Source organism: Shewanella sp. QJM3NY_23, from assembly GCF_056173105.1.
Map to the genome: position 1 here is coordinate 600888 of NZ_CM149657.1, position 12896 is coordinate 613783.

The window sequence follows — 12896 nt, forward strand, 5'->3', positions numbered from 1 at the left end:
TTAGTATAAGTTACTGAAAATATAAAAATTAAAACCTACTCATAAATACGGATGGTGATAACAATGCTAATATTCTTTATTTGTATTGGGTTACTCCTACTGGCTTATAAATTTTACAGTCCTTTTGTAGAACGTCAGGCGGGTATTGACCCTAACGCAAAAACTCCTCAATCTCGTTTCAATGATGGCGTCGATTATGTCGAAGTGCATCCGGTTAAGGCGTTCTTAATTCAATTTTTGAACGTGGCGGGTGTAGGGCCGATTTTCGGTCCTATCTTGGGGGCGTTATACGGTCCAGTAGCGCTCGTCTGGATTGTACTGGGTAACATTATTGGTGGTGCGGTGCATGACTACTTCTCTGGTGTATTAAGCATCAAAGAGGACGGTAAGAGTCTGCCTGAAATTGCCGGTCATTATTTTAATATCTATTTTAAAGCCATCATGTTGATCTTTACCGCCATGCTGCTGTTTTTTGTGGGCGTGGTCTTTATCATGAGCCCAGCAGGATTGCTGAGTAATTTGGATTTTTTCAAAGACACCATCTTTGCTGAAAATACCTTTTGGGTATTGGTTATCTTGGGCTATTACTTTTTAGCAACCTTGCTACCAATCGATAAAATCATCACTAAACTCTATCCATTTTTTGGATTACTGATGATTGTTATGACAGTATCGATTGCCGTAGCTTTGTTGTTCAGTGCGCCGCAACTGCCAGAGATGGGCGATATCTTTGCTTATTTCGATCACAGCCATTACAACAACGACCTGTTGGCGCCCAACCCTGATGGATTACCAGTTTGGCCCCTGCTGTTTGTGACTATTACTTGTGGTGCGATCAGTGGTTTCCACTCGACACAGGCTCCTATCATGGCGCGTTGCTTAACCAATGAAAAATATGTGCGTCCAGTGTACTACGGCGCAATGATGTCAGAAGGTATTGTGGCGTGTGTGTGGGCTATGGCAGGTATTGCGGCGTTCCCGGGCGGTTATGTTGAGCTAAAAAGTATTCTCGATGCAGGCGGCCCTGGCCTAGTGGTAAATCAGGTAGCGACCACTTACCTAGGCGTTGCTGGCGGTATTATGGCGATTATTGCCGTGGCCGTGTTTCCTATCACCTCGGGTGATACTGCGTTTCGCTCATTGCGATTAACCATTATCGATGCCTTTAAGATCCCACAGAGCATTCGTAATCGTCTCTTTGTTGCTGTCCCTATCTTGGTGATCGCCTACTTTATGACCAAAATTGACTTCTCTTTGGTATGGCGTTATTTCGCCTTCTCTAACATGTTGTTATCGACCAGTGTGTTGTGGTTAGCGACGAAGTACTTGTTCGATCGTGGCACCATCCACTGGATCGTCAGTCTACCGGCGACCGTAGGTACCAGTGTGACCGTCTCTTATATCGCCACGGCAGGGATAGGTTTAGGGCTTGAGCAATCATTGAGTCAGCCCATCGGTATCGCGGCTGGGGTGATCTCCTTAGTTGGTATCATCATCGCAGACAGAAGACGTAAAGTCGCAGTCGCATAAGCGGTCTGAGTGACTCTTGTTAACAACCGCTCCATGTTGCATGGGGCGGTTTTTTTATGGGTAGTCATTGTAGTCAGATTAAAATGCAGTAGGACGAGTTAAGTCGAAACGCTGCGCTTCTGAAATACCGTAATAAGCCGATGGGCCGCCGGCTCGCAGCACAGGCTCGGCCAGCGCCGTTTGATAAACACCTTGAGCGTCAAGCAGATGCGGTGCAATATGCACCGCAACCACTTCGCCAAGTACTAACCAAGTATCAATTTTGTCCCCGTTAGCCGCCTGCAGTTGAATGCATTGCGATAGCTTACATTCAAAATTCACTGGGCTTTGTGCCACCCTATCGGCCGCCACGAGAACGCCCGGGGCAGGAGTGAGCCCGGCAAACTCAAATTCATCTCGCCCATGGGGTAAGGCCGCCGAAGTTTGGTTCATCTGCTCGGCTAAGGGGCGCGTTGCTAAATTCCAGACAAATTGACCCGTATCGACAATATTGGCCACGCTGTCTTTATAGCCGACGCTGGCAAAGCCGATGATGGGCGGATGATAGTTAAAGCAGTTAAAAAAGCTATAAGGTGCCAGATTGCGATCACCTTGCGCATTGCGTGAGGCGATCCAGCCAATAGGGCGCGGGCCAATAATGGCATTTAAGGGGTCATGGGCTAGGCCGTGGCCGTTGCGGGGTTCATAAAAGTAACGCTTATCTGTACTCATATTGCACCTAAAGTGATTGCCTGTAAGAGCCATTTAAGCGCCAATTGCGACTAAATACAAACAGCGCAGGGCTGTTTATTCCAGTGGGCTGCGCGATGTTGCCAGGAGTGTTCTCGTCATCTGAGGGCTGCGCTATACTCGCAGGCATCTTATGTCACAGGACACCTGTTTAATGATTATTTTGACCACCAATTTAGGTGATATAGAGATTGAGCTCGATATGCAACGGGCGCCGATCAGCAGCAAAAACTTTCTCAAATATTGCCAAGAGGGATTTTTTGAGGGGACCATTTTTCATCGAGTGATTAAAGGTTTTATGATCCAAGGTGGCGGTTTTAGCGTCGATATGCAGGAGAAGCCAACGCGGGCGGCTATCGTTAATGAAGCCAATCGTGGCCTTAGCAATGTAAAAGGCACCATTGCCATGGCGCGTACCGATGCGCCTCATTCGGCCACCGCTGAGTTTTTTATTAATCTGGCCGATAACACCTTTTTGGACCATGTCGCCACGACTAATGCCGGCTGGGGATATGCGGTGTTTGGTCGCGTAAATGCGGGCATGAATGTGGTCAATCAAATTGCCTTGCAAAAGACTCAGTCGCAAGGCAAGCATGATGATGTTCCTGTTAAGGCGATAGTGATTGAAAAGGTCACCATTGTTAATTAGTCCAACATGTAATAGGGGCGAGCAATCGCCTCTTTGAGCTCCCTTATCGAAAACACCTTAGAGAAACGACCAAAAGCTTGCCCCTGGAAATAGAGTTCTACTACAGGCAGGCTAAATACATGGTGCGCCGCTGCAATGGCGGGGTGTGCATGGCAGTCGATATAAGCCCACTTCATCTGACTAAACTCATCCCTCAGCATGTCACCTATTCGCGGTTTAATGCTCTGACAAACCCCGCAATGAGTGGCACCAAACAATAACAGCACAGCATTATTTTGTTGCAGCAACTGGCTAAGTTCAGTGGCGCAGTGGATCTCAATTAGCGTGGTCATGATGATTAACCTTGTGGGTTTGCGAGGCGATATAAGTCGGCATCATCGAGGCTACGACCTGACTTTTAACTACCTCTAAAGCGGTATTTTTGCGACATATGATAGCGTAATTTGTCTAGGCAGATCACACTTCTCAATATAGGAAAGTTTATCGGTTGTCGCTGATGGCAGCTGTGGATACACTTAAATTATAAGTTGCATTTATAATGTGTGTTTATTTGGGCGCTGAGCCACAGTATTAATGGACATGCCTGACTGAATACGTCAAGAATGGCCATTCAATGAGGTTAAGTGATTTTTAATCAGCTAATTATGTTGAATGTTATATTGGAATAGTCATGTTGAATATCGATGATCCACGCGCAACAGAACAAACACCAGCCATATGGCGTTTAGGCTTTCGGCCATTTTTCCTCGGGGGAGCCATACTGGCCACTTTGTATATCCCTTTGTGGTTGGTGACTTGGTTTTTGCCGCAATTTAGCCTGTTTTCCAATCAATTCTGGCTTAAGGTGGTGCCATTATGGTGGCATCCCCATGAGATGCTATTTGGTTTTGCCTTGGCGATTGTCTGCGGTTTCTTACTGACATCGGTGCAAACGTGGACCAATCAACCTAGCTTAAAAGGGTATCGATTGGCATTGACGTTCGGTTGTTGGTTGATGGCTAGGTTATTGTTGTTATTGCCTATGGCGCTGCCGCTATGGTTACCGTCGTTATTCGATTCACTGTTTTTAGCCATCACGGCTATAACCTTATGGCGCTGTATTTATAAAGTTAAGCAGTGGAATAACATTGGTTTTCCCATCATGTTACTGCTTGCCTTAGTGATTAATTTACTCAGTTACTACGCGCTCAGTGAGCGTAATTTCACCCTTAGTCAGCAGATTTGGCAGGCGATGTTATGGTGGCTGGGACTGTTGATCACCATAGTGGGTGGGCGCGTTATCCCCTTCTTTACGGCTATGCGCATTAAGCAGTCTAAGCCCAATCCCATCGTCATCTTAGACCGTTGCCTCATCCTGTTAATGCTGACGCTTGTGCTGCAGGCAATGGTGAAGGTCATACCAGCTAATATCGAGCAAGGCTTGCTGGTCGTTGCCGCCCTGCTGCATTTCGTGCGCTGGTCTCGTTGGTATCCTCATAAAACCTTGGGTGAACCTTTGTTGTGGTCGCTGCACAGTGCTTACTTATTTTTGCCCATTACCTTGGCTGCACTGGCGTGGAATATTGATGATGAGAATGCTTACCGTCAACTACTGCACCTATTTGCCATCGGCACGCTCGCCGGGATCTGTTTGTCGATGATCTCGAGGGTATCGCTGGGTCACACCAGTCGCAATATTTATCAGGGGCCCAATATGGCTATCGCCTTTATCGGATTGATCCTCGCGGCCTTACTGCGTGCGGTTTTACCACTGCTGTGGCCGCAATATGCTCAGACCTGGCTATGGTTAGCGGCGGGGTGTTGGACCGTCTCCTTTGGGTTGTTTGTGTGGTTTTATCTGCCGATCCTCACTCAGCCCAGAATAGACGGACGCCCTGGCTAGCAGGTGCTGCTCGATATCGGTATGAATATTGTGTTAAACGTTGTTAAAGAGGGATGATTTATAATGTTGTTTAATAAAGGGTTATTCGGCTCTGCCCTAGGGCGAAACAAAGGCTTGCTATTAACGCTATTGGGTAGCGCTATGTGGATAAATTATGGCTACGCCCTGGCAGAGTCAGCCAGTCCTGAAACGATGCAGGCTAAGTTTCCTAATCAATATACGAGCTGGGCGGCGACATCAGAGCAGGAGGAGCGGACCGATATGCTGGCCAGCTACCCAGCTGCTATTGTTTTATGGGCTGGCTCTGCATACGCCAAAGAATATCACAGCCCTCGCGGTCATCATTTTGCGGTGGCCGATGTCAGTCATACTTTACGTACGGGCGTGGCGCCAGCTGCTGGGGAGCAAGGCCTATCGGCGAGTTGCTGGACCTGCAAATCGCCGGATGTGCCGAGATTAATCGATAAGCTGGGTGTAGAAGGCTTTGCGGCGCAAAACTTTACCGATCTCGGCAGCGAAATGAACAGCGTGGTGTATTGTACTGATTGCCATGTCAGTGGCTCTGCCGAATTAAACTTACCGCGCCCGCACGCTCAAGATGCCATGGCTAAGGTGCACCTGCCGTTTGATAAACAAGACAGTAATATGCAGGGAGCCCAGGTGTGTGGCCAATGTCATGTGACCTATTATTTTCAGCCTGAGCGCAGTAATAAGGTTAACATTCCGTGGATATTTGGCAGCACCGCCGACCTTATCGAGAAATATTATGATGCGCGTCGTTTTTACGAGTGGATCCATCCCATCTCGAAAACCCCTATTTTAAAAGCGCGCCACCCTGAATTTGAACACTGGAGTCGCAGCCAACATGCTGAAGCAGGCGTCACCTGTATTAGTTGTCATATGCCACCTGCAAAAGATGCTGTGGGGCAAGAATTTACTAATCATCAAGTGGGTAACGCGTTGGCAAATTATGAGCAAGTGTGCCAAGACTGTCATGCTAATAAGACCGATTTGGTTGGCCGGTTGCAACGGGCCAAGATGCAAATTGACGCTAAGGCTCGTGAGGTAGAAGATTTGTTGGTAAAGGCACATTATGAAGCGGGCGCCGCCTGGGATGCGGGCGCGAATTGGCCGATGATGAATGATGCCATCATGGCTATTCGGCATGCACAGTGGCGCTGGGATTTTGCCATGTCGTCACATGGTTTATATGCCCATAACCCTCAAGAAGGCAACGAGTTGCTCGATAGGGCGATTGAGCTGGCTAATGAGGCGCGCCGCCATTTGGCAGGTGTGTTGAAAGAGCTGGCCGTCACCCAAGTCATTTATCCCGATATATCGACTAAACAGACGGCTCAGCAGGCGGTTGGCATTGATTTGGATAAATTGACCGCAGAGAAACAGGCATTTATTAAACAAGAAGTTGATGCACATTGGTCTGCAGTGAGCCGCCATGGTTACTCACTCGATTAACCTGAGTGCGTTATTCACTGTAATAGCGGCTCTGGGCAATTACTCTTCGGAGCGATTAACCACGGTGACTTATGGTTCAAGGTGTCTTATGTCCAAGGTGACCTATGTATAGTCATTAAAGTTTATAGCCACTAAAGGCGGGTGGATCTTGCTAAGGGTGAATATCGATAAGGGCGCAATCGTGATAATGATTGCGCCTTTTTATTGCCATATAGGCTGATATGGTGACGGCAAGGTCAATGTGGCCTTGCCGATATATTGCTTAATATGGTGATTATTGAAAGGTATAGAGTAGGTTGAAAGTGGTTACGGTATCGGTTTGTTTCGAGCCTTCGGGCACCACTTCTGTGTACTTAACGTTCATGCCGATTTTAAAGGCCCAATCTTGGAACAGGGTATTTTTGTAACTTAAATCTAGGGTTAAGGTGTTGTTTTCTTCGCCAGCTTCTGCGGTCAGATCGGCGTTAAAGCTAGTATATTCGTGGATGCGTTGCTCAAATTTGGCTGCGGTACGTAAAATGATATCGCGATCGGCGGCGGGATCGGGAATGTCATCGGTTACCGCTGGTAAATTATAACGATAACCAGGACCAATTTCTAAACTGAGGCGGGTGTTATTGTCGCTGATCGCATCGAAACCATAGCCGGTTGAAACGGTAGAACTGCGGGTATAACTACCGAAGCGATCTTTAATAAAGTCGCCGCGAGCGAACACATAGCCGCTGTAAAATTTATAACTGGACTGCAGTTGTAGGTCGTACTTTTCCGAGGTAGTTTTTTCCGCATCGGCGGCGTAATAGGCTTTTATCACCCCTTCTTGACGGTACACCGCCGTATCGTAAACCAATTTTGTTCGGCCGTTAAAGCTACTGGAGTCGGTGTTACCTGTGTTGATCTGTAAACCCGCTTCGATTTCGGCGGAAAAGTCACTGGGTGGCTCTTGGTAGTCGGGCGGAACAAGCGCCCAGGCGCTGTAAGAAAGAGTGAGTGTGACGAATAAAAGAGTAGCTCTTACCATTATTATTGTTCTTAATTTGCTTAAGTGAGCCCAGATTAGGCACTCGTCAAAACGACAGCCCAGTATCATACCGTTTCAATGCCCTGTCGGTAAAGTCCGTCGGCTTAAGATATTGCTTGAATTTTGTCGGGTGTGCAGGTAATATTCCGCGGCTTAATTCAGTCACTTTAATTAGTTCCTTGCCTCTATTTGGTTTGACTGAGCCAACAACGAGGCTAGATAACCGTAAGGAGCAAAAAATGCGTCATTATGAAATCGTATTTTTAGTTCACCCTGATCAGAGTGAACAAGTGCCAGGTATGATCGAACGTTACACGGGTATTCTTACCCAAGCTGGCGGTCAAATCCATCGTTTAGAAGATTGGGGCCGTCGTCAACTGGCTTACCCAATCATCGAATTGCATAAAGCTCACTATGTTCTTATGAACGTAGAAGCGACTGCAGAATCGGTTGAAGAGCTAGAAACAGCTTTCCGTTTCAACGACGCTGTTCTTCGTAGCATGGTTATGCGCACTAAAGGTGCCATCACTGAAGCTTCTCCAATGGCTAAAGCAAAAGACGAGCGTGATTCACGTCGTTCTAGCGAAGATCGTCCAGTTGCTGATGCAGCTGATGAATCTGAAGAAGCCGCTGAAAACACAGCAGAGTAAGTTTTTCTGTGTCCACCAATAACTTGGTGTTATCTGGAACCATAACCCGTTCTAGAAGCTTTAAAAGCCCTGCTGGTATCGCGCATTGCGTTATTATGTTGGAACACAAATCACAGTGTTATGAAGCTGAAATGCTCAGAAACGTATACTGTCAGATACAAGTCATATTGAGCGGCGAACGCTTTGAAAGCGTTACAGACAAACTGAAATCCGGGGTGGATATCGAGGTTCAAGGTTTTATTGCTCTGCAACAAGGGCGAAATGGCCAAAACCGTTTGGTATTACACGCTGAAAATGTCGAATTGAAAACTTAGGAGACTGTCACATGGCACGTTATTTCCGTCGTCGCAAGTTCTGCCGTTTCACTGCAGAAGGCGTTACAGAGATCGATTACAAAGATATCGCTACTCTAAAGAACTACATCACTGAAAGTGGTAAAATTGTTCCTAGCCGTATCACTGGTACAAACGCTAAATATCAACGTCAACTAGCTCGCGCCATTAAGCGTGCTCGTTATCTTTCTCTACTGCCGTACACTGATTTACATCAGTAATACTGCATCAATTTAGAGGAATATAAAATGAACGTTATTTTACTTGATAAAATCGCTAACCTAGGCAACTTGGGTGACCAAGTTTCTGTAAAAGCGGGTTACGCACGTAACTACCTTTTACCACAAGGTAAAGCTGTTGTTGCTAACACTGCTAACACTGAAGTTTTTGAAGCACGTCGTGCTGAACTAGAAGCTAAGTTAGCTGCTGATCTAGCTGCTGCAAACGAGCGCGCTGAAAAGATTAACGCACTTGAGCCAGTTGTTATCGCTTCTAAAGCGGGTGACGAAGGCAAGCTATTCGGTTCAATTGGTAACCGTGATATCGCTGATGCAGTTACTGCTGCTGGTGTTGAACTTGCTAAGAGCGAAGTTCGTCTTCCACTAGGTGCTATCCGCACTACTGGTGAATACGAAATTGATGTTCAAGTTCACACTGAAGTTAAAGCTGTAGTTAAAGTTTCTGTTGTTGCAGAAGCTTAATAACTTAGCTTAATAGCTTTAAAGAGAGCACCGCACTAACGTGATTAGAGCGGTGTTTTTTTATGCCTAAAATAAGCGACTAGCAAGTTGGTAATTTTAAACCGGCAATAAAAAACCACCCGCAGGTGGTTTTGATATGGCCTAGGCGGTTAATTACTGACGAGTGTTAGCTCATCAAGCAGATTATCGGCATGATCCACCTCATCCATCATCCACAGGATATACCTAAAGTCGACGTGCACAGCACGTGTAATGGTTGGGTTAAAGAACCAATCTTTAGTGATCGCCTCATAGGTCGAGTCAAAATTCAGCCCCACCAGTTCACCTTTGCCGTTAAAGACCGGTGAGCCTGAGTTACCTCCCGTGGTATCGACACTGGATAGAAAGTTAACCGGCACCGAGTCGAAGCGTTCAGGTTTATCTATACAAGAAAACAGACGACACAACCAAGATGCAGGATCTTGATAAACCGACTCCACTTGGTGACTGCCATAGCGTTTAGCTGTAATGGCATCCAATACCTTTTGCGGCGCATTAAATGGCGTGACGCCAGTATGTTTAGCCGCAAGCCCTTCTAAGCGGGTAAAGGGCTGTTTATAGAGCGCATCTTTTGATTGATAACCATCGACCATGCCGTAAGTGATTCGCAAAGTACCGTTAGCATCGGGATACACAGGCCAATCGTTTGCCTTGTAGTAGGCGATAACCGCTTGCATATAATCTGGGCGGGCTTTAGACAGTTTACCGGCTAGGGTCTTTTGTGCTTGCTCTTGTGCCATATTGGTGTCGTATAGGGCAACCGCTAAGCGAATAAAGGGATCGCTACTGGTTTCAAAGGCATTAACATCGGCATCCATCCAGCCTAAACGTTTAGCTTGATCTGTAAGTGAAGTTAATGAGTAGAGGCCGTCTAATTTATCTGACAGCGTGATGTTACTCCCTTCGGTGTTGAGCATCTCGTCGAGCTCAGCCACTCGATGTTCTTGCGCCAGATACGCGTTAAGATCCTGCAGCCATAACGTCTTATCAACGGAAATGGCAAAACGTGAATCGATACGTTTAAGACGCGCTTTAAACATCTTCATGTCACGGGTTTGATAACCCTCTTCACGCTCAGCATCGGGCTTGGTTTGCTCTTTGGCTAAGCGGTAAAGCTGATTGGCCGCAGACAACAAGGCGCTAGACTGAGCGTTGTCGAAGAAGTAGCGCCGTTGCTGCGCTGCACGTTGCTCAATCAATAAGGCTTCGAGTTGGTCAAATTTGGCTTGGTAGTGCTGATACTCACTATCGTTTGCTAGCCAGTGGCTAAAGCTATCTTCGCGTGACTGTTTGATGCTCGCAATATCGGTAGCCTTAAAACCATCGAGTAGACCATTGTACTTTTTCATGCGGTTAGCCATCGACAGTAGCGTGCCTGCATATTTGATGGCTACATCCGTATCATGTTCTCCCATGGCTTCAAGGGTATCGATACGCAGTTGATAGCGCGTTGCGAGGGTAGGGTAGAGCCAGTCGCTGGCAAACTTAAGTTCACTGGTGAGGCGGTAACGGCTGGTCGAACCCGGATAGCCTGCGGCAAATACGCCGTCACCGGCTTTGACGCCATCGCGGTTAATCTTGAGGTAGCTTTTAGGGGTAAAGGGCACGTTGTCAGCTGAATATGCCGCAGGCTTACCATCTTTGCCTACATAAGCGCGCAAGAAGGTAAAGTCGCCCGAATGGCGCGGATATTCGTAGTTATCGATATCACCACCAAAGGCGCCCACGCTCTCTGGTGGGGCATAGACCAGACGCACATCACGAATGATTAACTGCTTGATAAGGTAGTATTCTAAGCCGTTATGAAAACTGCGTACCGAGCAGCGGTAGTTTTCATCGCTCTCACACTGTTTGATTAAGGCTTTGCGATGGGTTTGGATTTGCTCAAACCGTTGCAGTGGATCGTCGCTTAATTGGTGTTTGACTTGGTCACTCACATCGGTGACCGCCTCGGTAATATACAGGCGCTCATTAGGGCCCGCCGAGGGTTCATCGCTCATTTTTTTGGCTAAGAAGCCGGTTTCGATGTAGTTATGTTCTTTTTTACTGTTGTATTGGATAGCCTGATAAGCACAGTGGTGATTAGTCACAACTAACCCTTGGGGGGATACGAAACTGGCGGTACAATACCCGAGGCCAACAACGGCATTCATTGGGTATTGGGTCAGATCGGCGAGTTGCTCTGCTGGAATGTGAATACCGCGTTCGCTAAGTTTATCGGCGATTGACGGCATCTGATAAGGTTGCCACTGCCCTTCATCGGCTATGGCGATGCCCGATGACAGCATTAAGGCTGCAACCAATGCTTTGCGCATGTTTATTCCTTAATTATTATAGGTGTGTTTGTTGGATTAACTGGCGTAGGCTGCCAGTTATGGCTCTGCTTGACCCCAGTTTTATATCATATTTTGCCTAATTGTTGGAAATTTGGAGAGTAAATGGCACAGCAAGGTAGTTTTCAGGCTAAGAAAAAGCCCAGAGATTTACAACTCGATGCATTAAAGATGCCGCCACATTCGATTGAGGCCGAGCAATCTGTGCTGGGTGGCTTGATGTTGGACTCTGACGCGTGGGATAAAGTGGCTGAGGCCGTGGTAAAAGAAGATTTCTATTCCCGTTCTCACCGGATGATCTTTATGGCGATGGAGTCTTTGGTGGCTGCCGGCCAACCGATAGATTTGATCACCGTATCAGAGCAGCTCGAACTTGAAGATAGTCTTGAAGATGCCGGTGGTTTTGCCTACTTAGGTGAAATTGCTAAAAATACCCCAAGTGCAGGTAATATTTTATCCTACGCCTCTATCGTGCGTGAGCGTGCGGTGGTACGCGAAATGATTAAAGTCGCCAACGAGATCGCCGATGCCGGCTTTAATCCTGAAGGGCGAAACTCGGGCGAGCTACTGGATTTAGCCGAGAGTAAAGTCTTTAAAATCGCCGAGCAGCGCACCAATGCCAATGAGGGACCAGAAGGCATTAAGACCATTTTGGAAAAAACGGTCGATAAAATTGAAGCCCTATATAACAACCCGCATAACGGTGTTACCGGGGTATCGAGTGGCTTTGGCGATTTAGATAAGATGACCGCCGGTTTCCAATCGGGTGACTTGATCATCGTGGCGGCGCGTCCCTCTATGGGTAAGACCACGTTTGCGATGAACCTGTGTGAGCAAGCGGCATTGAATGAAGGCAAACCGGTATTGATTTTTAGTCTCGAGATGCCTTCAGAACAGATCATGATGCGTATGCTGGCGTCGCTTGGACGCGTCGACCAAACCAAGATCCGTACCGGTCAGCTCGACGATGACGATTGGGCTCGGGTATCGTCGACCATGGGCATTATGCTCGAGCAGGGCAAGATGTATATCGATGATGGCTCGGGTTTAACGCCAACCGAGGTGCGTAGCCGCGCGCGGCGGATTGCCAGAGAGCATGGCGGCTTGTCGATGATCATGATCGATTACCTGCAATTGATGCAGGTACCTGCTTTGTCAGACAACCGAACGTTGGAGATCGCCGAGATCTCTCGCTCGCTTAAAGCGTTGGCAAAAGAGCTGGAGATCCCGGTGATCGCCCTGTCACAGCTTAACCGCTCGTTGGAGCAACGCGCCGATAAACGCCCTGTAAACTCGGATTTGCGTGAATCGGGTTCTATTGAGCAAGATGCGGATTTGATCATGTTTATTTATCGTGATGAGGTGTATAACGACGACTCACAAGATAAAGGCACCGCAGAGATCATTATTGGTAAGCAACGTAACGGCCCCATCGGCCGGGTGCGTTTGGTGTTCCAAGGCCAATATTCACGCTTTGATAACTACGCGGGTCCTCAATTCGAAGAAGATTAATAGCCAGTGGGGCAGGATGAAAGATGATTTATCTTGCCCCGCGAGCCG

The 12896-nt window shown here is 47.4% G+C and carries 13 protein-coding genes; 9 read left to right on the plus strand and 4 right to left on the minus strand.

All coding sequences use genetic code 11. The features are described from left to right. Window positions 1-63: 63 nt before the first annotated feature. The gene (locus AC0VXX_RS02805) at window positions 64-1530 is read left to right on the plus strand and encodes a carbon starvation CstA family protein (RefSeq protein ID WP_475515823.1); all 1467 of its coding nucleotides are present in this window, start codon (window positions 64-66) and stop codon (window positions 1528-1530) included. 78 nt (window positions 1531-1608) lie between these two features. On the opposite strand, the gene AC0VXX_RS02810 is transcribed toward AC0VXX_RS02805, so the two are convergent. Continuing rightward, the gene (locus AC0VXX_RS02810; protein WP_475515824.1) at window positions 1609-2241 is read right to left on the minus strand and encodes a flavin reductase family protein; all 633 of its coding nucleotides are present in this window, start codon (window positions 2239-2241) and stop codon (window positions 1609-1611) included. Window positions 2242-2413: 172 nt separating this feature from the next. Between AC0VXX_RS02810 and AC0VXX_RS02815 the strand changes: the two genes are divergently transcribed. Then, the gene (locus tag AC0VXX_RS02815; protein ID WP_475515825.1) at window positions 2414-2908 is read left to right on the plus strand and encodes a peptidylprolyl isomerase; all 495 of its coding nucleotides are present in this window, start codon (window positions 2414-2416) and stop codon (window positions 2906-2908) included. Here the strand turns inward: AC0VXX_RS02815 and AC0VXX_RS02820 are convergent. Continuing rightward, window positions 2905-3240, minus strand: coding sequence for a thioredoxin family protein (locus AC0VXX_RS02820; protein WP_475515826.1), 336 nt, complete (start codon window positions 3238-3240; stop codon window positions 2905-2907). The genes AC0VXX_RS02815 and AC0VXX_RS02820 overlap by 4 nt on opposite strands. A gap of 338 nt (window positions 3241-3578) precedes the next feature. Here AC0VXX_RS02820 and AC0VXX_RS02825 point away from each other — a divergent pair, with 338 nt between their 5' ends. Together AC0VXX_RS02825 and AC0VXX_RS02830 are read left to right on the plus strand one after the other, a co-directional pair. After that, a complete protein-coding gene (locus AC0VXX_RS02825; RefSeq protein ID WP_475515827.1) occupies window positions 3579-4790 on the plus strand; it encodes an NnrS family protein in 1212 nt (403 codons plus the stop codon). Between the two features lie 141 nt (window positions 4791-4931). After that, window positions 4932-6263, plus strand: coding sequence for an ammonia-forming cytochrome c nitrite reductase subunit c552 (locus AC0VXX_RS02830; protein ID WP_475516920.1), 1332 nt, complete (start codon window positions 4932-4934; stop codon window positions 6261-6263). Window positions 6264-6537: 274 nt separating this feature from the next. On the opposite strand, the gene AC0VXX_RS02835 is transcribed toward AC0VXX_RS02830, so the two are convergent. Beyond that, window positions 6538-7281 carry a DUF481 domain-containing protein gene (locus tag AC0VXX_RS02835; protein WP_475515828.1) on the minus strand — a complete coding sequence of 248 codons (744 nt, stop codon included), beginning with the start codon at window positions 7279-7281 and terminating at the stop codon, window positions 6538-6540. A 239-nt stretch (window positions 7282-7520) separates the two neighbouring features. On the opposite strand from AC0VXX_RS02835, the gene rpsF reads away from it, so the two are divergent. From rpsF to rplI, 4 genes are read left to right on the plus strand one after another with little or no spacing between them, the layout of a single operon-like run. Further along, window positions 7521-7931 (plus strand): 30S ribosomal protein S6, encoded by a 411-nt coding sequence (rpsF, locus tag AC0VXX_RS02840; RefSeq protein WP_110457147.1) that lies wholly within the window; start codon window positions 7521-7523, stop codon window positions 7929-7931. Between the two features lie 8 nt (window positions 7932-7939). Next, a complete protein-coding gene (priB, locus tag AC0VXX_RS02845; RefSeq protein ID WP_110457148.1) occupies window positions 7940-8245 on the plus strand; it encodes a primosomal replication protein N in 306 nt (101 codons plus the stop codon). Window positions 8246-8256: 11 nt separating this feature from the next. Further along, the gene (gene rpsR, locus AC0VXX_RS02850; RefSeq protein ID WP_011867078.1) at window positions 8257-8484 is read left to right on the plus strand and encodes a 30S ribosomal protein S18; all 228 of its coding nucleotides are present in this window, start codon (window positions 8257-8259) and stop codon (window positions 8482-8484) included. A gap of 27 nt (window positions 8485-8511) precedes the next feature. Beyond that, on the plus strand, window positions 8512-8964 hold the full coding sequence (gene rplI, locus AC0VXX_RS02855; RefSeq protein WP_475515829.1) for a 50S ribosomal protein L9: 453 nt from the start codon (window positions 8512-8514) through the stop codon (window positions 8962-8964). Window positions 8965-9113: 149 nt separating this feature from the next. Here rplI and AC0VXX_RS02860 read toward each other — a convergent pair whose 3' ends face one another. Continuing rightward, entirely contained in the window at window positions 9114-11318 is a 2205-nt protein-coding gene (locus AC0VXX_RS02860) for a S46 family peptidase (protein ID WP_475515830.1), read from the minus strand. 123 nt (window positions 11319-11441) lie between these two features. On the opposite strand from AC0VXX_RS02860, the gene dnaB reads away from it, so the two are divergent. After that, window positions 11442-12848 carry a replicative DNA helicase gene (dnaB, locus tag AC0VXX_RS02865; protein WP_110457153.1) on the plus strand — a complete coding sequence of 469 codons (1407 nt, stop codon included), beginning with the start codon at window positions 11442-11444 and terminating at the stop codon, window positions 12846-12848. Window positions 12849-12896: the final 48 nt, after the last annotated feature.

What these genes read in the sequence shown, in the direction of transcription:
- rpsF (WP_110457147.1), top strand. Translation starts at nt 7,521, where the DNA reads ATGCGTCATTATGAAATCGTATTTTTAGTTCACCCTGATCAGAGTGAA.
- AC0VXX_RS02805 (WP_475515823.1), top strand. Translation starts at nt 64, where the DNA reads ATGCTAATATTCTTTATTTGTATTGGGTTACTCCTACTGGCTTATAAA.
- AC0VXX_RS02860 (WP_475515830.1), bottom strand. Translation starts at nt 11,318, where the DNA reads ATGCGCAAAGCATTGGTTGCAGCCTTAATGCTGTCATCGGGCATCGCC.
- AC0VXX_RS02835 (WP_475515828.1), bottom strand. Translation starts at nt 7,281, where the DNA reads ATGGTAAGAGCTACTCTTTTATTCGTCACACTCACTCTTTCTTACAGC.
- rplI (WP_475515829.1), top strand. Translation starts at nt 8,512, where the DNA reads ATGAACGTTATTTTACTTGATAAAATCGCTAACCTAGGCAACTTGGGT.
- AC0VXX_RS02810 (WP_475515824.1), bottom strand. Translation starts at nt 2,241, where the DNA reads ATGAGTACAGATAAGCGTTACTTTTATGAACCCCGCAACGGCCACGGC.
- AC0VXX_RS02825 (WP_475515827.1), top strand. Translation starts at nt 3,579, where the DNA reads ATGTTGAATATCGATGATCCACGCGCAACAGAACAAACACCAGCCATA.
- dnaB (WP_110457153.1), top strand. Translation starts at nt 11,442, where the DNA reads ATGGCACAGCAAGGTAGTTTTCAGGCTAAGAAAAAGCCCAGAGATTTA.
- AC0VXX_RS02830 (WP_475516920.1), top strand. Translation starts at nt 4,932, where the DNA reads ATGTGGATAAATTATGGCTACGCCCTGGCAGAGTCAGCCAGTCCTGAA.
- rpsR (WP_011867078.1), top strand. Translation starts at nt 8,257, where the DNA reads ATGGCACGTTATTTCCGTCGTCGCAAGTTCTGCCGTTTCACTGCAGAA.
- AC0VXX_RS02820 (WP_475515826.1), bottom strand. Translation starts at nt 3,240, where the DNA reads ATGACCACGCTAATTGAGATCCACTGCGCCACTGAACTTAGCCAGTTG.
- AC0VXX_RS02815 (WP_475515825.1), top strand. Translation starts at nt 2,414, where the DNA reads ATGATTATTTTGACCACCAATTTAGGTGATATAGAGATTGAGCTCGAT.